This window comes from Shinella sp. WSJ-2, from assembly GCF_003432075.1.
Taxonomy (GTDB): domain Bacteria; phylum Pseudomonadota; class Alphaproteobacteria; order Rhizobiales; family Rhizobiaceae; genus Shinella.
Window position 1 is genome coordinate 1 of sequence record NZ_QWBU01000013.1, and the last position, 22,476, is coordinate 22,476.

Sequence of the window (22,476 nt, forward strand, 5' to 3'; positions counted from 1 at the left end):
TGCCGCGCGTGGCCGCCCTGCTCGATGTCGCGCAGGTCTCCGAGATCGTCGAGGTCGTCAGTGCCGACACGTTCAAGCGTCCGATCTATGCGGGCAATGCCATCCAGACGGTCCAGTCCACCGATGCGAAGAAGGTGATCACCGTGCGCACGGCGTCGTTTGCCGCAGCCGGTGAAGGTGGCAATGCGCCGGTCGAGACGATCGCGGCCGCAGCGAACCCGGGCCTGTCGACCCACGTCAAGGATGCGCTATCCTCGTCGGACCGTCCCGAACTGACATCTGCCAAGATCATCATCTCGGGCGGTCGTGCGCTGGGCTCGTCGGAGAAGTTCCAGGAAGTGATCCTGCCGGTCGCCGACAAGCTGGGTGCGGCCGTCGGTGCCTCGCGCGCTGCCGTCGATGCCGGCTATGCGCCGAACGACTGGCAGGTGGGCCAGACGGGCAAGGTCGTCGCACCGCAGCTCTACATCGCCTGCGGCATCTCGGGGGCGATCCAGCATCTCGCCGGCATGAAGGACTCCAAGGTCATCGTCGCGATCAACAAGGACGAGGAAGCACCGATCTTCCAGGTCGCCGACTACGGTCTCGTCGCAGACCTCTTCGAAGCCCTGCCGGAATTGCACAAGGCGCTTTGAATCTGACCTTAGGTCAGGGCTTTTGCGACGATGATTTCACTGGAAAAAGTCGCCGCGTGCCTTTATCAATTCACCGGGCCGGTCTGACCGGCCCGGTGTTTTTTTGCCTGCACTGCGGGCGCAGATGACGGGGCGATGGGCGCTATGATCAAGAACGTCGGTATTGTGGGTGCAGGCCAGATGGGGTGCGGGATCGCGCATGTCGCAGCCGTTGCCGGCTACAAGGTCCATATCTACGATCTGTCGCCGGAGCGCATCGAGACCGGACTTGCCACGATCAACGGCAATTTCGCCCGTCAGGTTTCCTCCGGCAAGATGACCGAGGACGAGCGCAAAAAGGCGATGGCGCTGATCAAGGGCTCCGCCGACATCAACGATCTCTCGGATGCCGACCTCGTCATCGAGGCTGCGACGGAAGACGAGACCGTCAAGCGCAAGATCTATGCGCAGGTCTGTTCCGTGCTGAAGCCGGAGGCGATCCTCGCCACCAACACGTCGTCGCTCTCCATCACCCGCCTTGCCTCGGCCACCGACCGGCCGGAGCGTTTCATGGGCATCCACTTCATGAACCCGGTTCCGGTCATGAAACTGGTCGAACTCGTGCGCGGCATTGCCACCGAGGAAAAGACCTTCTCGGCCGCCAAGGAATTCGTCGCCAAGCTGGACAAGACGATTACGGTTGCCGAGGATTTCCCGGCCTTCATCGTCAACCGCATTCTGCTGCCGATGATCAACGAGGCGATCTACACGCTCTATGAAGGTGTTGGTTCGGTGGATGCCATCGATACGGCGATGAAACTCGGCGCCAACCACCCGATGGGCCCGTTGCAGCTTGCCGATTTCATCGGCCTCGACACTTGCCTGTCGATTATGCAGGTGCTGCATGACGGTCTGGCCGATTCGAAGTATCGCCCGTGCCCGTTGTTGGTGAAGTATGTCGAGGCCGGCTGGCTCGGCCGCAAGTCCGGCCGCGGTTTTTACGACTATCGCGGCGATGTCCCGGTCCCCACCCGCTAAGTCGACCGAATTCCTCGTCTAAAGCCTTTTGCGGAAAAATGTTTCGCCTGTCGACGGTGCGGTGACAGGTCATGCCTCGGATGGTGGTGATCCCGCCGCTATTGTCTGGCCGAATTCAATTTCATTCGGGGATTTCAGATGAAACGTTTGCTCCTTCTCGGCGTGGCCCTTCTCGGCCTCGCCGCGCCCGCTGCGCATGCCGCCGACAAGCTTTTGAACGCATCCTATGACGTGGCGCGCGAGCTGTTTGCTGCCGAGAACGAAGCCTTCGTGAAGCAGCATCCGGGCGTCACCATCGACCAGTCGCATGGCGGCACCTCCAAGCAGGCACGTGCCATCGTCGAAGGTCTCGAGGCCGACGTCGTGACCTTCAACCAGGTTACCGATATCGATTTCCTCGCGAAGAACGGTTTCGTTGCCGAGGGTTGGCAGCAGAAGTTCCCGAACAATGCCTCGCCGTTCTACTCTTTCCCGTCCTTCCTCGTCCGCGCAGGCAATCCCAAGAACATCAAGGACTGGTCGGATCTGGCCCGCGATGACGTGAAGGTGATTTTCCCGAACCCGAAGACCTCGGGCAATGCGCGTTACACCTATCTGGCCGCCACGGCTTACGCCAAGGAAGCCTTCAAGGACGACCCGGCCAAGGTCGAGGCCTTCATCACCAAGATCTTCGACAATGTTCCGGTTTTCGACACCGGCGGCCGCGCGGCGACGACGACCTTCGTCGAGCGCGAGATCGGCGACGTGATCATCACCTTCGAAGCGGAAACCAAGTCGATCGCCAAGCAGTACGGCGAGGACAAGTTCCAGAGCGTCGTACCCTCCGTCTCGCTGCTCGCCGAGTTCCCTGTCGCCGTGGTCGACAAGGTGGCGGATGCCCATGGCAGCCGTGATCTGGCGAAAGCCTATCTCGATTTCCTCTATGCGCCCGAGGGCCAGAAGATCGCCGCCGAATTCGGCCACCGCGTCCACGATGAGAAGGTCGCCGCCGAGTTCAAGGACCAGTTCCCGGAAATCCGCTTGGTGAATGTCGATGACGTGTTCGGCGGCTGGAAGAAGATCTCTGAAGAGCATTTCGCCGAAGGCGGCACGCTGGACAAGATCTACGGCAGCCGTTGATCCCATCCATTGTTGTTTTCGAACGACCGGCGGGCGAAATCCCGCCGGTTGGTGCATGAGAAAGGACGCGCGCTTTGAGACGGCGTGTATTGCCCGGATTGCCGCTCGCGCTCGGCATCACCCTCGTCTATGTGGCCATCATCGTGGTGCTGCCGCTGGCCGCCCTCGTCTTCAAGGCGGCAAGCCTCGGGCCGGAGGATTACTGGCGCATCGTCTCCTCGGACCGCGCCGTCGCCAGCTACCGCGTGACGGTGACCTGCGCGCTGGTCGCGACGGTGTTCAACCTGTTTTTCGGCATGGCGCTCGCCTGGGTTCTGGTGCGCTACCGCTTTCCCGGTCGCCGCCTCGTCGATGCGCTGGTCGATCTGCCTTTCGCCCTGCCAACCGCCGTCGCGGGCATTGCGCTCACTACGCTGTTTGCCACCAATGGCTGGTTCGGCGGTCCTCTGTCGGTCATCGGCGTCAAGGTCGCCTATACGCCGCTCGGCATCATGGTCGCTATGAGCTTCACCAGCATCCCCTTCATCGTGCGCACGGTGCAGCCGGTGCTGGAAGAGCTCGACCCGGCGCTGGAAGAAGCAGGGCAGACGCTGGGCGCCAGCGATCTCTCGATCTTTTTCGGCGTTATCCTGCCGCTTCTGACGCCGGCGCTTCTGGCGGGCGTGTCGCTTTCTTTTGCGCGAAGCCTTGGCGAATTCGGCGCGATCATCTTTATCGCCGGGAACCAGCCGTTCTCCACGGAGATCACCGCGCTTCTCGCCTTCATCCGGCTTGAGGAATACGATTATCCGGCCTCGGCGGCCATTGCCTCCGTCATGCTGCTGACGGCCTTCGTCATGCTCGCCATCACCAATCTCATGCAGGCCCGCGCCCTGCGCTATACGGCGAGGGGCTGATCATGACGCATCAGGGCAAAGGCAAGCCGCCGCGCGTCGGCGACAACAAGATCTTCCGGCGCGCGCTGCTGACTATCGTCCTCCTGCTTGTCGGGTTGATGATCGTCGCCCCGCTCGTCGTCATCGGCGTCGAGGCCTTTTCGAAGGGCATCGCTTATTTCGGCACTTCGATCGCACATCCGGATACCCGCCACGCGATCATGCTGACGGTCATAACAGCGTTGATCGCCGTGCCCATCAACACGGCCTTCGGCGTGGCGGCGGCCTGGGCGATCACCAAGCATGATTTCTGGGGCAAGCGGCTGCTTACCGTCATCATCGAAATCCCCTTCTCGGTCTCGCCGATCGTCGCGGGTGTCTCCTATCTCTTCGTCTACGGCTTGCAGGGGCTGTTCGGCCATGCGCTTCAGGCCGCAGAGATCAAGATCCTCTTCGCTCTGCCGGGCATCGTGCTCGCCAGCATGTTCGTGACGGCGCCCTTCGTGGCGCGCGAGCTGATTCCTCTGATGCAGGCGCAGGGGCGCGATCTGGAGGAGGCGGCGACGTCACTCGGCGCCAGCGGCTGGCGCACATTCTTCTCGGTTACGCTGCCAAACATCAAATGGGCGATGCTCTATGGCGTCGTACTGTGCAATTCACGCGTCATGGGCGAGTTCGGCGCAGTCTCCGTTGTCTCCGGCAATATCCGGGGCCAGACGAACACGCTGCCGCTGCATATCGAGCTGCTTTATCACGATTACAACGCGGCCGGCTCCTTTGCCGCCGCATCCATTCTCGCCGGCCTCGCCATCGTTACGCTCATCGCCAAAGTGGCGCTGGAGCGGCAGGGCGCGGGCCGCGTCCAGCGTCCCTCCGCTCTTGCGGGCGCCGACAGCATCACTCCGGAGGTCAAGCCGTGAACATCCGCCTCGACAATGTGGTCAAGGAATTCGAGACCTTTCGTGCCGTGCACGGCGTCTCGCTTGATATCGAAAGCGGCGAACTGGTCGCGCTGCTTGGCCCCTCCGGCTCCGGCAAGACGACGATTCTGCGCATGGTTGCCGGTCTCGAATATGCCGATGCCGGCGCGATTTATTTCGGCGACGAGAATGCCACGGATATCCCGGTGCGTGATCGTGGCGTCGGCTTCGTCTTCCAGCACTATGCGCTCTTCCCGCATATGACTGTCGGCGAGAATATCGCCTTCGGCATGAAGGTCTCCAAGGTGAAGCGCTCGCCGCAGGCGATTGCCGAGCGGGTCAAGGAGCTGCTCGATCTCGTGCAACTGAGCGGCCTCAGAGATCGGTTTCCCGGCCAGATCTCTGGCGGTCAGCGCCAGCGTGTGGCGCTTGCGCGTGCGCTCGCTGTCGATCCGCGCGTGCTGCTGCTTGACGAGCCTTTTGGCGCGCTCGATGCGAATGTCCGGCGCGATCTGCGCCGCTGGCTGCGAAAGATCCATGACGAACTCGGCATCACCACGCTCTTCGTCACGCATGACCAGGAAGAGGCGCTCGATCTCGCCGATCGCGTCGTCATCCTCAACAAGGGCCGGATCGTGCAGGAGGGCACGCCGGAGGCGGTATGCCGCAACCCGGCCGACGCCTTCGTGATGAATTTTTTGGGTGACGCCAATCGGCTGGATGCGGATATCCGCGGCGGCAAGGCTTATGTCGAGGACGTCGCCTTCGAGGCGGATGGCGTTGCCGATGGTGGCGGACAGATCCTGTTTCGCCCGGCCGACGTCACCTGGCGCGAAGACGGGCAGGGCATCGCGGCAAAGATCGTGCGCGTCATCGACCGGCCGGATTCGCGGCGCGTGCTGGCGATGACCGGTAGCGGTCAGCCGGTGGAATTCGATACCGCACCGGAATTTCCGCACCGCAAGGGCGAGGCGGGTTTCCTCCAGATTCGCCGCGCGCGGGTGTATGCGTCGGCTTGAGGTCAGCTCTTCGGGCTTGTCAGCGCGGCGTTGATCAGCGCCTTGGCGTCCTCGCTGTCCCAGGCGGCGGGGCCGTTCATCGCCGAGATCAGGCAACCCTTGTCGTCCATCAGCAGCGTCACGGGCAGGCCGAAGGCGAGGCCTTCCTTCTTCAGTGTGTTGAAGACGCCCATCGAGGCATCGCGGTAATAGCCGAGGTCGTGGACCTTGGTTTCGTCGAGGAAGGTCTTCGGCTTCTCGTCGTCGCCGGTGTCGATGTTGATCGCGACCACTTCGAATTTATCGGAGCCGAGGTCCTTCTGGAGCGCGTTGAGTGCCGGCATTTCCTCGCGGCAGGGCACGCACCATGTCGCCCAGAGATTGACGAGCAGGGTCTTGCCGGCGAAATCGGCGATCGTCTTCTTCTTGCCGTCGGGACCGTCGAAGACAAGATCGGGAAGCGCGCGGTGTTCATCAACCGTGCGCATGGCGGCGACCTGGCCCTTCGAGAAGGGTGTGATGGCCTCCGCCCTGGTGGCGGCGAGCGGGCAGGCGGCGGGATCGGCCGACGCGACGGCGCCCGTGGCATTGCCAGATAGGCTCTCCTTCACGTATATCGCAGCACCACCGGCGAGAAGTCCGGCAAGGCCGGCAATGGCGATGAGCTTTCCTGCCGGCAGGCCGAGGGTCTTCTTCACTGACATTTCATTCTCCAGGACACTTTTCCAGGCAGGCACCCATGGCAGACGGCACTTCCGAGACGAAATCCTCGAACCAGATGTGGGGCGGCCGCTTCGCTTCGGGACCGGATGCAATCATGGAGGAGATAAATGCCTCCATCGGCTTCGACAAGAAGCTTTATGCCCAGGACATCCGCGGCTCAAAGGCGCATGCAGAGATGCTTGCCCATCAGGGCATCATTTCGGCCGAGGATAAGGAAAAGATCGTTCACGGTCTCGACACGATCCTGTCAGAGATCGAAAGCGGCGCTTTCGAATTCTCGCGCAAGCTCGAAGACATCCATATGAATGTTGAGGCGCGGCTCGCCACGCTGATCGGTTCCGCCGCCGGCCGCCTGCACACCGCCCGCTCGCGCAACGACCAGGTGGCGCTCGATTTTCGCCTCTGGGTGAAGGAAGAGTTGCAGAAGACCGAGAAGGCGCTGACCGGCCTCATCGCCGCCTTCCTCGACCGTGCGGAAGAGCATGCCGAGACCGTCATGCCCGGCTTCACACATCTCCAGACCGCCCAGCCGGTGACCTTCGGGCACCATTGCATGGCCTATGTCGAAATGTTCGGCCGCGACCGCCTGCGCGTGCGCCACGCCATCGAGCATCTCGACGAGAGCCCGATCGGCGCCGCTGCCCTTGCCGGTACCGGCTACGCCATCGACCGCCACATGACGGCCAAGGCGCTTGGTTTCCGCGAGCCGACGCGCAATTCCATCGATACGGTTTCGGACCGCGATTTCGCGCTGGAATTCCTGTCGATTGCCGCCATCGCCTCGGTGCACCTGTCGCGCCTGGCGGAGGAAATCGTCATCTGGTCGACGCCGCAGTTCGGCTTCATCCGCCTGTCGGATGCCTTCTCCACCGGCTCCTCCATCATGCCGCAGAAGAAGAATCCCGATGCCGCCGAGCTGGTGCGCGCCAAGACCGGCCGCATCAACGGTTCGCTGATCGCGCTGCTGACCGTCATGAAGGGCCTGCCGCTCGCCTATTCCAAGGACATGCAGGAAGACAAGGAACAGGTCTTCGATGCCGCCGAAAGCCTGGAACTCGCCATCGCCGCGATGACCGGCATGGTGCGCGACATGACCATCCGCACCGACAGGATGAAGGCTGCTGCCGGTTCCGGCTATTCCACCGCGACCGACCTTGCCGACTGGCTGGTGCGTGAGGCGGGCCTGCCATTCCGCGACGCCCACCATGTCACCGGCCGCGCCGTGGCGCTTGCCGAAAGCAAGGGCTGCGACCTCGCGGAACTCACGCTGGATGAGCTTCAGGCGATCCATGCCGCGATCACAGCCGACATTTTCAACGTTCTGACGGTCGAGGCCTCGGTCGCCAGCCGCAAGAGCTATGGCGGCACGGCGCCGTCCGAAGTCAGGAAACAGATCGCCTGGTGGCGGCAGCGCAACTGATCAAAGGGCTTGCAGGACTCATCAGTAGATTAAGGGTGCACAAGGGCGGGCGAATTCGCTAAGGATTAGGCCCACGGCAATTCCAGGGAACGTTTCATGACACTCAGCGATATCGGCAGGCTGGCTCTTGTGCTTGGCCTTTCCGTGGCGGTTCTCTCCGCCTGCGGCCGCAAGGGCGATCTCGACCTGCCGGGTGGCGCCAAGCCGGTCTTCAAGACGAATTCCGAGGGCAAGAAGGTCGAGCAGGTCAAAGACAAGCCCTTCGTTCTCGATCCCCTTCTTTGAAAGATCAGCAACCGTGAACCATTTCGAGCATCGTGACGGCATCCTCCATGCGGAGGACGTGCCGGTTCCTGAAATCGCCAAGGCGGTCGGAACGCCCTTCTACGTCTATTCGACGGCCACGCTGGAGCGCCACTACAAGGTCTTCTCCAAGGCCTTCGACGGCGTCGATGCCATGGTCTGCTATGCGATGAAGGCAAACTCGAACCAGGCGGTACTGAAGACGCTGGCGAAACTCGGCGCCGGCATCGATGTCGTCTCGGAAGGCGAATTGCGCCGGGCGCTCGCCGCCGGCGTTCCCGCTTCGCGCATCATGTTCTCCGGCGTCGGCAAGACGCCGCGCGAGATGGACCTGGCGCTTGAGGCCGGCATCTACTGCTTCAACGTCGAGTCGGAACCGGAACTCGAGGTGCTGAACGCCCGCGCCCTCAAGGCCGGCAAGGTCGCGCATGTCTCGTTCCGCATCAATCCCGACGTCGACGCCCGCACCCATGCCAAGATCTCGACGGGCAAGAAGGAAAACAAGTTCGGCATCTCCTGGGAGCGCGCCCGCACCGTCTATGCGCGCGCCGCCAGCCTGCCGGGCATCCAGGTCACCGGTATCGACATGCATATCGGCAGCCAGATCACCGAGCTTCAGCCCTTCGAAGACGCCTTCAAGCTGCTGCGCGAACTGGTCGATACGCTGCGCGCCGATGGCCACACGATCGATCACGTCGATGTCGGCGGTGGTCTCGGCATTCCCTACAAGACGGACAACACGCCGCCACCTCTGCCGGATGCTTATGCCGAGATCGTCAAGAACCAGCTCAAGGGGCTGAACTGCAAGATCGTCACGGAGCCCGGCCGCCTGATCGTCGGCAATGCCGGCATCCTCGTCACCGAGGTCATCTATGTGAAGGACGGCGGCGAAAAAACTTTCGTCATCGTCGATGCCGCCATGAACGACCTCATCCGCCCGACGCTCTATGAAGCGTGGCACGAGGTGCAGCCGGTCGTCATCTCGGCGGCGAACGCGCCGCGCATCCGCGCCGATGTCGTCGGTCCGGTCTGCGAGACGGGTGACTATCTGGCGCAGGACCGCGAGATGGCGCAGCCGAAGCCGGGCGATCTCATCGCGGTCGGCTCGGCTGGTGCTTATGGCGCAGTGCAGGCCGGCACCTACAACAGCCGCCTGCTGATCCCCGAAGTGCTGGTCAACGGCGCGGAATTCCACGTCGTTCGCCCGCGTCTCTCCTATGACGAGCTGATCGGCCTCGATTCTGTTCCGGCCTGGCTTGCCTGACAAACCTGTGGCGCGCGGTCACGATTTCGCGCGCGCCCTCGTCTTCGCCACAAAGCGTGTTATCCTTCAAGCCGTGACAACATGCGGAGAGCGGTGAACGATGGCGATTGAAAAGCAGCGCAAGGCGGGGGCAGGCGGCAATCCGCTGGCGCGCCGGCTTGCGGGCAAACGCCTTGCCGCCCAGACCGTTCTCTATCTCGAAGCGCTCGCTCCGCGACTCCTGCCGATCCTGCTGCTCGTCGCCGGCTTCCTCGCGCTGACCTGGTTTGGCTTTTTCCGTTACGTGCCGGCCTGGCTGCATATCACGACGCTCGTTGCCTTTACACTTGGTTTGATCGCCCTGCTTCTGCGGCTGCGTGGTCTCGCGTGGCCCTCCACCGACAATGCCTACCGCATGCTGGAGACGCGCAATGCGCTCGTCCATCAGGCAATCCGCGTGCAGGACGACCGGCCGGCCGGCGGCGATGCCTTTGCGGAGGCGCTGTGGCGCGAGCATCAGGCCCGCATGGCGCGGCTCGTCGGTTCGCTGCATATCGGTGCACCCGAGCCCGACATTGCCCGCCACGACCGTCATGCGCTGCGCGCCATTCCGATACTTCTGGTGGTCATCGCCTTCGCCTTCTCCTATTCCAATCGTGGCGGCTTGCTCACCGACGTCGTGTCCTTCCGCGCGCCGGCCGAATCGGCGCCGGACGTGCGTATCGATGCCTGGGTGACGCCGCCGGCGCATACATCGCGCGCACCGGTCTTCCTGACCGGCAAGGGGCAGGGCGGCGAAGCGGACCCGGTCAAGGGCGAGATCCGCATTCCGCAATTCAGCGAACTCACTGTGCGCGTGACCGGCAGCGGCGACGAGGCGATCAGCTATCAGGTGACCGGCGAGAAAGACGCGACGGCGATCCTTCCCGACGAAGACAAACCGAAGGGCGAGAAGGTCGGCGATACCAAGGATGCGTCGAAGGCCCAGGTGGCGGCGGTGGCCGGCGCCAAGACCATGCACTACAAGATCCTGAAGGACGGCACGCTCAAGGTCGGTGACCGCACCTGGACCTTCGGCGTCATTCCGGACCGCGTGCCGGAAATCGCTTTCGACGGCATTCCGAAGAAAACGGTCGCCGCCGCGCTCGAAATCAGCTTCATCGCCAAGGATGATTACGGGCTTCAGGAGGCGCGGGCCGAAATCGTGCCGGTCGAAGAAGCGAAGGATGCGCGTCCGCTCTATCCGCTGCCGGAATACCGCCTCGACCTGCCGCGCCGCAGCGCGCGCGAGGCCAAGGGCACGACGAGCCGCAATCTCTCCGAACATCCGCTCTCCGGCAAGCGGGTGGAGATCACGCTGGTCGCCAAGGATGCGGCGGGGCAGGAAGGGCGCAGCCAGCCGGTCGAGATGATCCTGCCGGCAAAAACCTTCTTCGAGCCGCTCGCCGCCGCCGTCGCCGAACAGCGGCAGGTTTTCGCACTCGATGCCAACCTGCTGCCGTTTGCCATCGCGCTCAATGAAGCGCTGACGATCCGTCCGGAAGAGACGATCCCGAATCTCACCCATTACCTGCTGCTGCAATCGGCGAATGCGCGCATGAAGCTTTCCCGCACGGACGACCAGATGCGCGAGACGGCGGATTATCTCTGGGAGATCGCGCTCGGCATCGAGGACGGCAATCTTTCGCTCGCCGACCGGCGCCTGCGCGAGGCGCAGAAAGCGCTGTCGGAAGCGCTGGAGCGCAATGCCTCGGACGAGGAGATCGCCGGCCTGATGAAGGAACTGCGCGAGGCGATGCAGGCCTATATGCAGGAACTCGCCAAGCAAGCCGCCAAGAACGGCCAGATGCGTGAGAATGCCCAGCAGCAGGGCCAGGTGCTGCGCCAGCAGGATTTGCAGCGCATGATGGACCAGATCGAGAATCTGGCCCGTTCCGGCGCCAAGGATCAGGCGCAGCAGATGCTGTCCGAACTTCAGCGCATGATGAACAATTTGCAGGCCGGCCGTCCGCAACAGGGCCAGCAGGGCCAGCAGAACGATGCCATGCGCCAGCAAATGGACAAGCTCGGCCAGCTGATGCAGCAGCAGCAGAAGCTGATGGAAGAGACCTTCAAGCTCGATCAGGCCCTGCGTGACCGTCAGCAGCGCGGCGATCCGCAGCCGGGCGAGGAAGGCGAGCAGCAGCCCGGCGACAACGGTGCGGGCCAGCCCTCGACGGATCAGATGACCGCCGAACAGTTGCAGCAGGCGCTGAAAAACCTCAAGGCGCAGCAGGATGGGCTCGGCAAGCAGCTTGGCGAGGTCCAGAAGGGCCTGAAGGATATGGGCCTCGATCCCGGCGAAGGTTTCGGCAAGGCCGGGCGCGAGATGAAGGGCGCCTCCGAAGCGCTTGGCGACGGTCAGGGCGAGCCCGCCGTCGGCAGCCAGGGCCGGGCGCTGGAAGCGCTGCGCCAGGGTGCGCAGAGCATGATGAGCCAGATGCAGGCGATGGGCGAGGGCCAGGGGCCGGGCGAAGGCATGCCGCAGGCCGGCCGCAATGGCCGCGACCCGCTTGGCCGCGAGCGCAACGTCAACGGCCAGGGCCCCGATTTCGGCGGTCCGACGAAGATCCCCGAGGAAATCGATATCCAGCGTGCGCGCGAAATTCTTGACGAGATTCGCCGCCGGCTCGGCACCGGCACGTCGCCGGGCTTCGAGCGGGACTATTTGGAGCGGCTGCTCGGCATTCGCTGAGTTCAGCCGCGTCCTACCTTTATCGAAGGATCAGGCGGCGAGCGCCAGTGCGACGGCGCGGCGGATATCCGGCAGGCTGAACGGTTTGCTCACGACATCGACGATCTTCTGCGAAAGGTCGTCGGCGCGTTCGCGCTGGTCGGCATAGCCGGTCATCAACAGGATTTTCAGCGCCGGGTGGGCAGCGGACGCCTTGTGAGCAAGCTCGATGCCGTCCATGACGGGCATGCGGATATCGGAAAGCAACAGGTCGAAGCCGCCGTCGGTGAGAGCATCGAGGCCGGCGGCACCATCCGGCGCCTCGACGGTCTCATGACCATCCAGCCTTAGCGCCCGTGCCACGAAGATACGCAGCGAATCCTCGTCTTCGGTGATCAGAATCTTCGCCATCGGTTCCCCTTCGGCCGTCCATCCGGCCTGTGTCCCATACGCATCGCAGGATGCGCGACATCAAAGTGCAACGCTGCGAAGCGGTTCATTCCGGTGCAGCAGCTTCGAGGAAAAGACCAGACTTTCCTTGTCGATCGGTAAACGGCCGATAGGGGAAATTGGAACGTTTATTCCGCGTCGCCTGTCACGACGCCGACGAAGGGCAGTTCGCGGAAGGCATAAGCAACGTCCATGCCGTAACCGACGACGAAATGGTCGGGGCATTCGAAGCCGACATAATCGGCCTCCAGATCGGTCTTGCGCTTCTCGCGCTTGTCGAGCAGCACGGCGATGGTGACGTTGCGCGCGCCGCGCTCGTACATCAGTTCCTTGGCGTAGCTCAGCGTGCGGCCGGATTCGAGGATATCGTCGATCAACAGGATATCGCGGCCATGCACGTCGCTGTCGATGTCCTTGATGACCTTGACGCCCTGCGAGACCGTGCCGGTGCCGTAGCTGGAGAGCGTGATGAACTCGACTTCCGGGGCAAGGCCCGCGGCGTGCAGGGCGCGCGTCAGGTCGGCAGCGAAGATGAAGGAGCCCTTGAGGACGGCGATGACGAGGAGGTCGCTGGTCGGGCCGGCGGCGATCTGCGCGGCGAGCTCTTCGTTGCGCTTGGCGATCTGCCCGGCGTCATAGAGGGTTTCGATCTTCTTTCCGCGGACAATCTGCATCGCGAGGCGGCTCCCTGGTGGCGCAGGGGCTCAACGGGCCGCACTCTGCGCAGAAACAAAGGTGCCGCTTAGCACAGTCAGTTGATCGGTGCACCCTCGCTCGCAAGCGAAACCGAGACTTTCGGCACTTTTCCGCCACTGTGCGGTATGCGCAGCGCAAAGTGTTCGCTGGCGCCGGGGGCAAGCGTGCCGGTTTTCAGCGCCACGCGACGGTGCATCGGCTCGCCGGCACCTTCGAGGACGATATCGACCGCCGGCACGACCTGCGCCGTCTCGGTGCCGTTGTGCAGCCGGCCATAGACGGCCAGAACCTTCATGCCGTTGCGGTCGTCGATCGTGGTGATGACGTCGGCGATGCGCAGCGTGGCATCGGGGCTGCCGGTCGGCAGGGCCGCCCGCAACGCCGTCAAACCGCCAGCATAGGCGAAGACGAAGATGAAGAGCGTGGCGACGAGGCCGGCAAAGGCGCGGCCGGAAAGCAGCTGGAGGCCCGTCTCGCAGAGCCGCGCAACGGCCACGGCGATGCGCAGAAGCATCTGTTGCACGGTGACGGGTTCCTGGACCGTGTATTGCGGGCGAACATTGTCGTTGGAGGTGCGGGCGGAAGCGCTGCGGATCACCACGAAATCGGCATCGACCACTTCGAGCCGCGCCGGCGCACGGCGCGCGTGTTTTTCCACCGGCGTCTTCGGCTCGGGCGGCAGGAGGTCGATCCGGCCTTTGGCCTCGCGTCGTGCTCTGAAGGCGTTCATCGCGAACTCCCCGCTTCCCGGTTCCGCGCAAAATCAGGGGCGAAAAGTCGGGCATTGAATGAAATCCTTACGAAACGTAAACCATACTGGTTAATGCTTCGGAAACCTGACCGTGAAAGAGCCGCTTTCTTCTGCGACATCCGCTAGGATGGCGCCACGCGCTCAGGCGAACGCTCTTAGAAACCGGATTGACCCTTGATTCACTTCGAAAATGTCGGACTGCGCTATGGGATGGGGCCGGAAATCCTCCGCGACCTGACCTTCGATATTCCGCGCCGGTCCTTCCAGTTCCTGACCGGCCCGTCGGGTGCCGGCAAGACGACGCTGCTGCGCCTGCTTTTCCTGTCGCTTCAGCCGACGCGCGGTATCATCCGCAGCTTCGACCGGGAGGTCTCCACCATCCCGCGCGACGAGCTGCCCATGCTGCGCCGGCGCATCGGCATCGTCTTCCAGGATTTTCGCCTGCTCGACCATCTCACGACCTATGAAAACGTCGCTCTTCCGCTGCGCGTACGTGGCAAGGACGAATCGAGCTACAAGGCCGATGTGCTGGAGCTTCTGAAATGGGTGGGCCTCGGCGAGCGAATCAACGTGCTACCGCCGGTGCTTTCCGGCGGAGAAAAGCAGCGTGCGGCGATCGCCCGCGCGCTCATTGACCGGCCGGAGCTGCTTCTGGCCGACGAACCGACCGGCAACGTCGATCCGCCGATGGCGCAGCGCCTGCTCAGCCTGTTCCTCGAACTCAACCGGCTCGGCACGGCCGTCGTCATCGCGACCCACGATCTCTCGCTGATGGATCAGGTGGAGGCGCGGCGCATGATTCTCTCGCAGGGGCGGCTCGACATCTATGATTGATGCCCCCCGCGAGACCAACCAGGAAGGCCAAACCGCCCGCCGGCCGGAAATGAAGGTGCGCCCGACGGCACCCATCGTGCCGCCGTCGAATGTTTCCGGCAATGCGTTGATGGCCGTCATCGCCATCATGGCGTTCCTCGCCTGCCTCACGTTCGGTGCCGTCAACATGGTTCGCGCCACCGCGGCGAGCTGGCAGAGCCAGATCTCCCGCGAGGTCACCATCCAGATCAAGCCCGACGACGATCTCGACATGGAGCAGGCGCTGAAGGACGTGCGCGACCTCGCGCTCACCTTCTCCGGCACGCGCGACGGCACGATTGTCGATCGCGAGGCGACGGCCCGCCTTCTCGAACCCTGGCTCGGTGCCGGGTTGAACCTCGACGAATTGCCGGTGCCACGTCTCGTCATCGTCACCATCGACGAGCAGAACCCGCCGGATTTCACGGCCATGCGCAAGGCGTTGACAGCCAAGGTGCCGCAGGCCTTTCTCGACGATCACCGGACCTGGGTCGACCGTCTCGTCGCCATGGCGCGCACAACGGCCTTCATCGGCACGGGTGTGCTGGTGCTGGTCTTCTCGGCGATGGTGCTGACGGTGGTCTTCGCGACGCGCGGCGCGCTGTCGGGCAACCGCCATATCGTCGAGGTCCTGCATTTCGTTGGCGCGGAGGCCGGTTTTGTCGCCTCGGAGTTCCAGAAGCATTTTCTCAAGATCAGCCTCAAGGGTTCCGTCGCCGGTGGGGCACTTGCGGCGCTGTTCTTTGCCGTCGCAGGCTTTTGGCAGGGGCGCTCGATAGCCACACCACAGAGCGATCAGGCGACCGCGCTGTTCGGCTCCTTTTCCATGGGGCTGACGGGTTATCTCGGAATCGCCGCGACCATCGTCATCATCGCACTTTTAACGACGCTGACGGCACGCTTCACCGTGATGCGGACCATCCACGAGATCGACCAGATCCGCTCCGATCCGTCGCGCACCGATCAGCTCCCCGACACATGATCTGCCGCAGCCGAACCATCGCCGCGAAACGGGCCCGCCGTTGCCGCAATCGGATTCTATGGACGCTGTCATGAGCGGGTTGGAACGGGCAAAGACGGCGCCGTCTGACGGTAGCCGACCACAGATGGACGGGCGGAGGCGCAAAGGCCCCATCCGCATCGCCGTGCGCGTGCTGCTTGCCCTGTTCATTCTCGGTGCCGCCATTCTCCTGGCCGGCTTCCTGCATTTCGCCGAGACGGTCGCCGCACTCGAAGCGCCACGGGACCCGAAGGCCGATGCCATTGTGGTGCTGACCGGCGGCTACCAGCGGATCGATCACGCGATCGGCCTTCTCAAGCGCGGTGCCGGCGAGCGGCTGCTGATTTCGGGTGTCAACCCCACGACGAGCGGCAACCAGCTTCGCAAGCTCACGCAAAGCTCGTCGACCCTCTTCGAATGCTGCGTCGATATCGGCTACGACGCCGTGGATACGATTGGCAATGCCAACGAGACGGCGCGCTGGATCAACGACCACCGTTTCCGCCGCGTCCTTGTCGTCACCAACAATTACCACATGCCGCGCAGCCTGCTGGAACTGGAGGTCAGCGATCCTCAGACCGAGTTCATCGCCTATCCCGTCGTCAACACGGATCTGAGGAACGGCAACTGGCTGCGCCAGCCGGGCGTCGTGAAGGCCATGCTGTCGGAATATCTGAAATATACGCTGGCGCGTGTACGCGCCATGGCGGGCGCCCGCAGCTGGTCGGGTCTCAGGGGCGATCTGGCGGGCATGTCGGGAGGCTGAGTTCCTCGGACGGGAGTTTCCCCGACCGGCAATATCGTGTAGGCGGAAAAGACCGCTCCGCAGACAGGCCGCTCAATGATCTCTCTCCGCTCCATGCTCTTCAACACCCTCTTCTACATGAACCTCATCGGACAGATGATCATCATGACGCCGGCCTATTTCCTGCTGCCGCGCAAGAAGTCCTATGGCATTGCCAAGAACTGGGCGCGCAGCAACCATTGGCTCTTTGCCAAGATCGTCGGCACGACCTTCGAGGTCGAGGGTCTGGAGAACCTCCCCACGGGGGCCTACATCTTGGCACCGAAGCATCAGTCCTTCTGGGATGCCTATGCGCCGCTGCCCTGGCTTGACGATCCTCTCTATATCCTGAAGCGGGAACTGACGTGGATTCCGTTGTTCGGGCTCTATCTGAAGAAGCAGCGCATGGTGCCGGTCGATCGCGGGGCGCGCGGCAAGGCGATGGCCGCCATGATGGCGCGCACCAAGGCCGAGATGAGCACCGGGCGTCAGCTCATCATCTATCCGGAGGGCACGCGCCGCCCGCCGGGCGCTGCTCCGGAATACAAATACGGTATCGCCCGCCTTTACCGGGACCTCAAGGTGCCGGTCGTGCCGGTGGTGATGCATCCCGGTCTGTTCTGGCCACGGCGTACGACGATGCGCTATCCCGGCCATTTCAAGGTGCAAATCCTGCCGGCGATCCAGCCGGGCATGGAGCCGGATGCCTTCCTTGCCCATCTCATCGACGTCATGGAAACGGCGAGTGACCGCCTGCTGGTGGAGACGGTCGAGGCGAATCCGGCGTTGCCGCTACCGCCGACAGCCGTGGCGCGTCTGGCGGAGCTGAAGGCGCGGGCGGCCTGATCAGGCCGTGACAGGGCCGTGCAGCCTGTCTGCCTTGCGGCCGACATCCTCCAGCCAATGATCGCGGATCCCCATTTCACGCAGATGCGCCAACGTGTTGCGCACATAGTCGATGTTGTGGCCGGATTTGCCGAACGCGGAACTGACAGTCGCGGCGGCCTCTTCGACCGTAATGGAGCCGGCGAACTGATGGTGGGCGCGGTCGCAGATATAGGCGAGGGTCGTGACGCGCCGCCCGTCGCCGAGCGTCGCCGGCAGGATGCGCTCCTTGTAGACATGGGTGACCAGCTCGCGCTCGCGCAGATAGTCGGTCACGGCTTCCCGGTTTTCCGGCGCCACGCGGAACGCCACGCCACGGCAGGAGCCGCCGCGATCGAGGCCCAGCACGAGGCCAGGTTTCTCCTCGGTGCCGCGATGCACCCAGGAGCGCACGCAGAGCGACCGGCGGAAGCCGAAGAGATGGGCAGGCTGTCGTTCCTCGAACTCGAATCCCGGATTCCACATCAGCGATCCGTAGCCGAACACCCAGAATTCGTTCATATCCACCGTCACAAACAATAACTCTCTAAAAGCCGCCGCAATTGCCAGCTTTGTCGCGCAGGCGGGCAAATCACATCCGCCACCATTGGAGAACATCATGGCATCGTCAAGCCGCACGGACGCTTCCGGCGTCACGCGCAAACTGATCCGGCTCGCCGTTGCCGTCATTGTCGTCCTGGCGATCTATACGGGCGGTTGGTTTTATGCCGCGAGCTGGGTGAAGACGACGCTCGACCGGGAGCTTGCCGCCTCCGGACAGGGCCTGCATTCGGCCTCGTGCAGCAATCTCGACGTGCGTGGCTTCCCCTTCCGCATCGGCCTGTTCTGCGATTCCGTCGCCTTCGACGATCGGGCGACCGGCCTTTCCGCGACATTCGGCGCCTTGCGCTCGGCGGCGCAGGTTTACCGGCCGGGGCATGCGGTGCTGGAACTTGATGGTCCCGCACAGGTTCGCATCACGCCGGATCTGGTCTTCGATGCGGACTGGGACCTGCTCCATGCCAGCGCCACGGCTTGGACTGATGGTCTCAACCGCGCCTCCGTGGCCTATGACGGGCTGAAGGGCAGGCTGAACGTGCCCTCCGAGGGTGTCTCGCTCGGTATTGCCGCCACTCATGGCGAAAAACACGTCCGCCAGTCTGGCGATGCACTCGATTTTGCCGCTTCTTTCGATGCGCTTTCGCTTGATCTCGGCGACCGCGTCCTGCAACCGCTCGATGTCGCGCTCGACATGACGCTTGCCGATGCCGCCCGGTGGATTTCCGCAGAAGGGCCGCCGGCCGATGCGCCGCTTGGTGCAAACGCGGAGTTGCGCCGGCTATCGCTCGATCTCGGCGATGGCAAGGTGATGACGCTGTCCGGCCCGCTGAAGGTCGGCGACGACGGCTATCTCTCCGGAACGCTCGATCTCGATATCGCAGGCATCACGGTCTGGCGGGACCGGATTTCCGAGGCGTTCCCCGAAATCGCCGAGACGGCGGCGCGCGTGGCGCAGGCTATCGAGGGTCTGTCGAAGGGCAATGACCGTGCGGTTGTGAAACTTAACGTCGAGGACGGAACCGTCTATCTCGGGCTCTTCCCGATCGCCTTCATCCCACCCTTCTGAAGTCAGCGCTTCTTGTCTTCGACCGGGCGGCCGAAGTTCGGTGCGGCGGTATCCTGGCCGGCATCGATGATCGAGCGGCGAATGGCGCGGGTCCGCGTGAAGAGGTCGAAGAGCTTTTCACCATCGCCCCAGCGGATGGCGCGCTGCAGATAGGCAAGGTCCTCGGAAAAGCGGGAGAGCATTTCGAGGATCGCATCCTTGTTGTGCAGGCAGACGTCGCGCCACATGGTCGGATCTGAGGCGGCGAGGCGCGTGAAATCGCGGAAACCGGAAGCCGAATATTTGATGACTTCCGATTCGGTCACCGTCTCCAGATCGTCGGCCGTGCCGACGATGTTGTAGGCGATGATATGCGGCAGGTGCGAGACGATGGCGAGCACCTTGTCGTGGTGCTCGGTATCCATCTCGTCGACCTTCGAGCCGAGCGCCTCCCAGAAGGCGGCGAGCTTGCGCTTGGCGTCCTTGTCCGTGCCGTGAACCGGGGTGAGGATGCACCAGCGGCCTTGGAAGAGCTCGGCAAAGCCGGCGTCGGGGCCGGAATGCTCCGTGCCGGCGAGCGGGTGGCCGGGAATGAAATGCACGCCCTTCGGGATATGCGGCAGCATCTGCGCCACAACCGAGGCCTTGGTGGAGCCGACATCGGTGACGATGGCGCCCTGCTTCAGATGCGGGGCAATCTCTTCCGCCACCTTGCCCGAGGCGCCGACGGGCACCGAGACGATGACAAGGTCGGCGCCTTCGACGGCCTTGCCTGCATCGTGCACATAGTGGGTGCCGAGTTCCAGTTGCTGTGCACGGTCCAGCGTCTCCTGGCTGCGGCTGGAAATCGTGACTGTCTTGGCGAGGCCCTTCGCCTTGACGGCGCGCGCGATGGAGGAGCCGATGAGGCCGATGCCGATCAATGTGATCTTTTCGAAATGTCCATCCGTCATGCGTCGTCCTCTCGCTCGTCGTTTCGCTCTAGCGGGCAGGCCCTGTTTTGTCGAGGGGATCAGCGTTTGGCGCGGTCACGCGTGGTCGGCACGCCCTGCGGGGCGAGCACCGGCACGAAGACGCGGCGTGAGGCACGGGTGGCGACGGGCAGGCCCTGATAGAGCCGCTTCTGGGCTTCCACGACGATGACGCCCGAAAACATCGGCCAGAGCATGCGCCCCATCTTCTCGAAGACGCCGCGCAACTTCAGCACGCTGCGCAGCTTCGAGGGCGGGAAGAACAATGCCTCGGCGCTGGCGCCGGGGGTGAAATTGGTCTCGCGCAGCAGGGCCGTCAGCTGACCGCGCGAATAGGGCCGGCCCGAGCCGAAGGGCGTATGCTCCATGCGGGCCCAGACACCGCGCCGGTTCGGCACGACGATGACGAGCCGCCCGCCGGGCGCAAGCACGCGCCACAGTTCCTTCATCGTCTCGCGCGGGTTTTCGGCGAATTCCAGCGAATGCACCATCAGCACACGATCGACCGAGGCATCCGGCAGGGGAAGTTCTTCGTCGAAGACCAGGGCCGTTGAGGAAAGCTCCGATGGCGGCCAGTTCACCGCGCCCTGGCCGGCTGGCATGAACGCGAAAGTGCGCTCGGTATCGGCGCGGAAGCGCTCGAGATAGGGCACGGCATAGCCCAGCCCCACCAGCCGCTCGTCCGGCAGGCGCGCCCAGAGCGAGGCCAGCGCCATGGAGATCGAGTGATCGGCGAGGCGGCCGAGCGGGGAATGGTAGAATTCGCGGAGGTCGACGATGTCTGCATGCATGGGAAAGATGTTAGCGATGGCCCGGTGGACTTCAAGGTCGATTGCCGTACATTCGCGCCAAACCCGAACGCCTTATGCGAGGACCAAGCCATGACCCCGTTGGAAATCGACCTCTTTGCCTGCCGTAGCGATAATTTCGGCGTGCTGCTGCACGATCCGGTCTCCGGCGCCACAGCCAGCATCGACGCACCGGAAGAGCAGGCGATCCTCGATGCGCTGGAGCGCCGTGGCTGGGTGCTCAGCCATATCCTAACCACCCATCATCACAACGACCATGTCGAGGCTAATCTGGCCCTGAAGCAGCGCTTCGGCGCCGAGATCATCGGCCCGGCCCGCGAGGCGCCGCGCATTCCCGGCATCGATCGCAAGGTCGATGGTGGCGATGTGTTCGACTTCGCCGGCCGGCGCGTAGAAGTCATTCTGACGCCGGGCCATACGCTCGGCCATATCTGCTTCCATCTGCCGGAGGAGAAGCTTCTCTTTGCCGCCGACACGTTGTTTGCGCTCGGTTGCGGCCGGCTCTTTGAGGGCACGCCGGCCCAGATGTGGGATGCACTGAGCCGTCTGGCAAAACTGCCTGATGATACGACGGTCTACTTTGGGCACGAATACACGCTGTCCAACGCCCGCTTTGCCCTGACGGTCGATCCCGACAATGCCGCGCTGGCGGGTCGTGTCGCGGAAATCGAGAAGCAGCGCGGGGCGGGGACCTTCACTGCGCCGACGACGATCGGCCTTGAAAAGGCGACCAATCCCTTCCTGCGCGCCGCCGATCCCGCAATCCGCCGCTATCTCGGCATGGAGGCCGCAAGCGACGCGGAGGTCTTTGCCGAGATCCGGGCGCGGAAAGACCGCTTCTGAGGTTCAGGCAGCGACGGTGCGCCTGCGGAAGATCATGTCTTTGGCGGCGAGCACCGCGCCGCCGGTGACGAGCAGGCAGGCAAGGCCGATGCTCCAGGACGGTTCGGCAAAGCCGCTGAGGATCAGCACCAGCGTCGACAGCAGCGGGGCTGCATAGCTTGCGGCCCCGAGAATCTGGATATCGCCGTTCTTCACGCCGAAATCCCAGACATAGAAGGCAGCCCCCACCGGCAGCAGGCCGAGGCCGGCGACGGCGAGCCACTCGAAGCCTGTCTGCGGCCAGACGGTCGTTTCCAGCATCAGATGGCAGAGGAGCGAGAGGATGGACGTGGCCAGGCAGAAACCGGTCACGACATCGGTCGAGGCGGCCTCGAAGCGCCGCGTGGCCAGCGAATAGCCGGCCCATGTGAAGGCGCAAAGGAAGGCCGCGCCATAGCCGATGAGGTAGGCGCTGTCAAAATCGAAACCGTTGCGGCCGACTATGAGCGCGGTGCCACCAAGGCCGAGCAACGTGCCGACCACGTGGTTCCATTTCAGCGTCTCGCCGGGCAGAAGCGCCGAGCCGGTGACGATGAGCAGCGGCCAGAGATAGGCGATCAGGCTCGCCTCGACGGCTGGCGCGTTGCGCAGCGCGGTGAAGTAGAGGAAGTGATAGCCGAACAGGCCGAAAATGCCTGTAAGCCACACCTTTGCCGGCTGCCTGAGCTTTGCGATGCGTTCAGGCCGGGTTGCCAGCACGAAAAGGCCGGGCAGACTGCCGATCAGGAAACAGATGGCCGAAAGCTGGAAGGGTGGCATCTTTCCGGAGGCGGCAGTGAAGAGGGCGAGCAACGCCCACATGAGGATGGCCGTAAAGCCGATCAGGGTTGCACGCGTCTTCAAGG

The 22,476-nt window shown here is 63.6% G+C and carries 24 protein-coding genes; 16 read left to right on the top strand and 8 right to left on the bottom strand.

Translation table 11 applies throughout. The features are described from left to right. From D0Y60_RS20900 to D0Y60_RS20925, 6 genes are all read left to right on the top strand, one after another. Positions 1 to 635: electron transfer flavoprotein subunit alpha/FixB family protein (locus D0Y60_RS20900; RefSeq protein WP_147324550.1), on the top strand; the 635-nt coding region annotated here is incomplete at its 5' end. Between the two features lie 135 nt (positions 636 to 770). Further along, entirely contained in the window at positions 771 to 1,652 is an 882-nt protein-coding gene (locus D0Y60_RS20905; RefSeq protein WP_199564241.1) for a 3-hydroxybutyryl-CoA dehydrogenase, read from the top strand. A 138-nt stretch (positions 1,653 to 1,790) separates the two neighbouring features. Next, positions 1,791 to 2,771 (top strand): thiosulfate ABC transporter substrate-binding protein CysP, encoded by a 981-nt coding sequence (cysP, locus tag D0Y60_RS20910; RefSeq protein ID WP_117371888.1) that lies wholly within the window; start codon positions 1,791 to 1,793, stop codon positions 2,769 to 2,771. 74 nt (positions 2,772 to 2,845) lie between these two features. Continuing rightward, entirely contained in the window at positions 2,846 to 3,667 is an 822-nt protein-coding gene (cysT, locus tag D0Y60_RS20915; protein ID WP_117371889.1) for a sulfate ABC transporter permease subunit CysT, read from the top strand. Positions 3,668 to 3,669: 2 nt separating this feature from the next. After that, complete coding sequence (gene cysW / locus D0Y60_RS20920) at positions 3,670 to 4,566, top strand: sulfate ABC transporter permease subunit CysW (RefSeq protein ID WP_117371890.1); 897 nt, start codon at positions 3,670 to 3,672, stop codon at positions 4,564 to 4,566. After that, a complete protein-coding gene (locus tag D0Y60_RS20925; protein ID WP_117371891.1) occupies positions 4,563 to 5,585 on the top strand; it encodes a sulfate/molybdate ABC transporter ATP-binding protein in 1,023 nt (340 codons plus the stop codon). The genes cysW and D0Y60_RS20925 overlap by 4 nt, the downstream gene beginning before the upstream one ends. A gap of 2 nt (positions 5,586 to 5,587) precedes the next feature. Here D0Y60_RS20925 and D0Y60_RS20930 read toward each other — a convergent pair whose 3' ends face one another. Beyond that, positions 5,588 to 6,268 carry a TlpA disulfide reductase family protein gene (locus D0Y60_RS20930; protein WP_117371892.1) on the bottom strand — a complete coding sequence of 227 codons (681 nt, stop codon included), beginning with the start codon at positions 6,266 to 6,268 and terminating at the stop codon, positions 5,588 to 5,590. 35 nt (positions 6,269 to 6,303) lie between these two features. Between D0Y60_RS20930 and argH the strand changes: the two genes are divergently transcribed. The 4 genes from argH to D0Y60_RS20950 all read left to right on the top strand — a co-directional run bounded on the left by argH (position 6,304) and on the right by D0Y60_RS20950 (position 11,987). Continuing rightward, positions 6,304 to 7,707, top strand: coding sequence for an argininosuccinate lyase (gene argH / locus D0Y60_RS20935; RefSeq protein WP_117371893.1), 1,404 nt, complete (start codon positions 6,304 to 6,306; stop codon positions 7,705 to 7,707). Positions 7,708 to 7,803: 96 nt separating this feature from the next. Then, complete coding sequence (locus D0Y60_RS20940) at positions 7,804 to 7,992, top strand: lipoprotein (protein WP_117371894.1); 189 nt, start codon at positions 7,804 to 7,806, stop codon at positions 7,990 to 7,992. A 13-nt stretch (positions 7,993 to 8,005) separates the two neighbouring features. Further along, positions 8,006 to 9,274, top strand: coding sequence for a diaminopimelate decarboxylase (gene lysA / locus D0Y60_RS20945; RefSeq protein ID WP_117371895.1), 1,269 nt, complete (start codon positions 8,006 to 8,008; stop codon positions 9,272 to 9,274). A gap of 100 nt (positions 9,275 to 9,374) precedes the next feature. Then, the gene (locus D0Y60_RS20950) at positions 9,375 to 11,987 is read left to right on the top strand and encodes a TIGR02302 family protein (protein WP_117371896.1); all 2,613 of its coding nucleotides are present in this window, start codon (positions 9,375 to 9,377) and stop codon (positions 11,985 to 11,987) included. A gap of 30 nt (positions 11,988 to 12,017) precedes the next feature. Here D0Y60_RS20950 and D0Y60_RS20955 read toward each other — a convergent pair whose 3' ends face one another. The 3 genes from D0Y60_RS20955 to D0Y60_RS20965 all read right to left on the bottom strand — a co-directional run bounded on the left by D0Y60_RS20955 (position 12,018) and on the right by D0Y60_RS20965 (position 13,842). After that, positions 12,018 to 12,377 carry a response regulator gene (locus D0Y60_RS20955; protein WP_117371897.1) on the bottom strand — a complete coding sequence of 120 codons (360 nt, stop codon included), beginning with the start codon at positions 12,375 to 12,377 and terminating at the stop codon, positions 12,018 to 12,020. A gap of 167 nt (positions 12,378 to 12,544) precedes the next feature. Further along, the gene (gene hpt / locus D0Y60_RS20960; RefSeq protein WP_117371898.1) at positions 12,545 to 13,090 is read right to left on the bottom strand and encodes a hypoxanthine phosphoribosyltransferase; all 546 of its coding nucleotides are present in this window, start codon (positions 13,088 to 13,090) and stop codon (positions 12,545 to 12,547) included. 77 nt (positions 13,091 to 13,167) lie between these two features. Beyond that, positions 13,168 to 13,842: a hypothetical protein gene (locus tag D0Y60_RS20965; protein WP_117371899.1), complete on the bottom strand. Its 675-nt coding sequence runs from the start codon at positions 13,840 to 13,842 to the stop codon at positions 13,168 to 13,170. Positions 13,843 to 14,037: 195 nt separating this feature from the next. Between D0Y60_RS20965 and ftsE the strand changes: the two genes are divergently transcribed. The 4 genes from ftsE to D0Y60_RS20985 all read left to right on the top strand — a co-directional run bounded on the left by ftsE (position 14,038) and on the right by D0Y60_RS20985 (position 17,345). Beyond that, the gene (gene ftsE / locus D0Y60_RS20970) at positions 14,038 to 14,697 is read left to right on the top strand and encodes a cell division ATP-binding protein FtsE (protein WP_117371900.1); all 660 of its coding nucleotides are present in this window, start codon (positions 14,038 to 14,040) and stop codon (positions 14,695 to 14,697) included. Then, positions 14,690 to 15,697: an ABC transporter permease gene (locus tag D0Y60_RS20975; RefSeq protein WP_117371901.1), complete on the top strand. Its 1,008-nt coding sequence runs from the start codon at positions 14,690 to 14,692 to the stop codon at positions 15,695 to 15,697. Before ftsE ends, D0Y60_RS20975 begins: the two co-directional genes overlap by 8 nt. Positions 15,698 to 15,767: 70 nt before the next feature. Then, a complete protein-coding gene (locus tag D0Y60_RS20980; protein ID WP_245409258.1) occupies positions 15,768 to 16,481 on the top strand; it encodes a YdcF family protein in 714 nt (237 codons plus the stop codon). Between the two features lie 75 nt (positions 16,482 to 16,556). Next, on the top strand, positions 16,557 to 17,345 hold the full coding sequence (locus tag D0Y60_RS20985; RefSeq protein WP_117371903.1) for a 1-acyl-sn-glycerol-3-phosphate acyltransferase: 789 nt from the start codon (positions 16,557 to 16,559) through the stop codon (positions 17,343 to 17,345). Here the strand turns inward: D0Y60_RS20985 and D0Y60_RS20990 are convergent, their stop codons facing one another. Further along, on the bottom strand, positions 17,346 to 17,897 hold the full coding sequence (locus D0Y60_RS20990; RefSeq protein ID WP_117371966.1) for a gamma-glutamylcyclotransferase: 552 nt from the start codon (positions 17,895 to 17,897) through the stop codon (positions 17,346 to 17,348). It abuts the gene before it with no gap. 85 nt (positions 17,898 to 17,982) lie between these two features. On the opposite strand from D0Y60_RS20990, the gene D0Y60_RS20995 reads away from it, so the two are divergent. Next, positions 17,983 to 18,990 carry a DUF2125 domain-containing protein gene (locus D0Y60_RS20995; protein ID WP_117371904.1) on the top strand — a complete coding sequence of 336 codons (1,008 nt, stop codon included), beginning with the start codon at positions 17,983 to 17,985 and terminating at the stop codon, positions 18,988 to 18,990. 2 nt (positions 18,991 to 18,992) lie between these two features. Here D0Y60_RS20995 and D0Y60_RS21000 read toward each other — a convergent pair whose 3' ends face one another. Both D0Y60_RS21000 and D0Y60_RS21005 read right to left on the bottom strand, forming a co-directional pair. Beyond that, entirely contained in the window at positions 18,993 to 19,922 is a 930-nt protein-coding gene (locus D0Y60_RS21000; RefSeq protein WP_117371905.1) for a prephenate/arogenate dehydrogenase family protein, read from the bottom strand. 59 nt (positions 19,923 to 19,981) lie between these two features. After that, positions 19,982 to 20,731, bottom strand: coding sequence for a class I SAM-dependent methyltransferase (locus D0Y60_RS21005; RefSeq protein ID WP_117371906.1), 750 nt, complete (start codon positions 20,729 to 20,731; stop codon positions 19,982 to 19,984). Positions 20,732 to 20,821: 90 nt separating this feature from the next. Between D0Y60_RS21005 and gloB the strand changes: the two genes are divergently transcribed. Continuing rightward, entirely contained in the window at positions 20,822 to 21,592 is a 771-nt protein-coding gene (gene gloB, locus D0Y60_RS21010; protein ID WP_117371907.1) for a hydroxyacylglutathione hydrolase, read from the top strand. A 3-nt stretch (positions 21,593 to 21,595) separates the two neighbouring features. On the opposite strand, the gene D0Y60_RS21015 is transcribed toward gloB, so the two are convergent. After that, positions 21,596 to 22,474, bottom strand: a complete 879-nt coding sequence (locus tag D0Y60_RS21015) for an EamA family transporter (protein ID WP_117371908.1) — start codon at positions 22,472 to 22,474, stop codon at positions 21,596 to 21,598. Positions 22,475 to 22,476 lie beyond the last annotated feature (2 nt).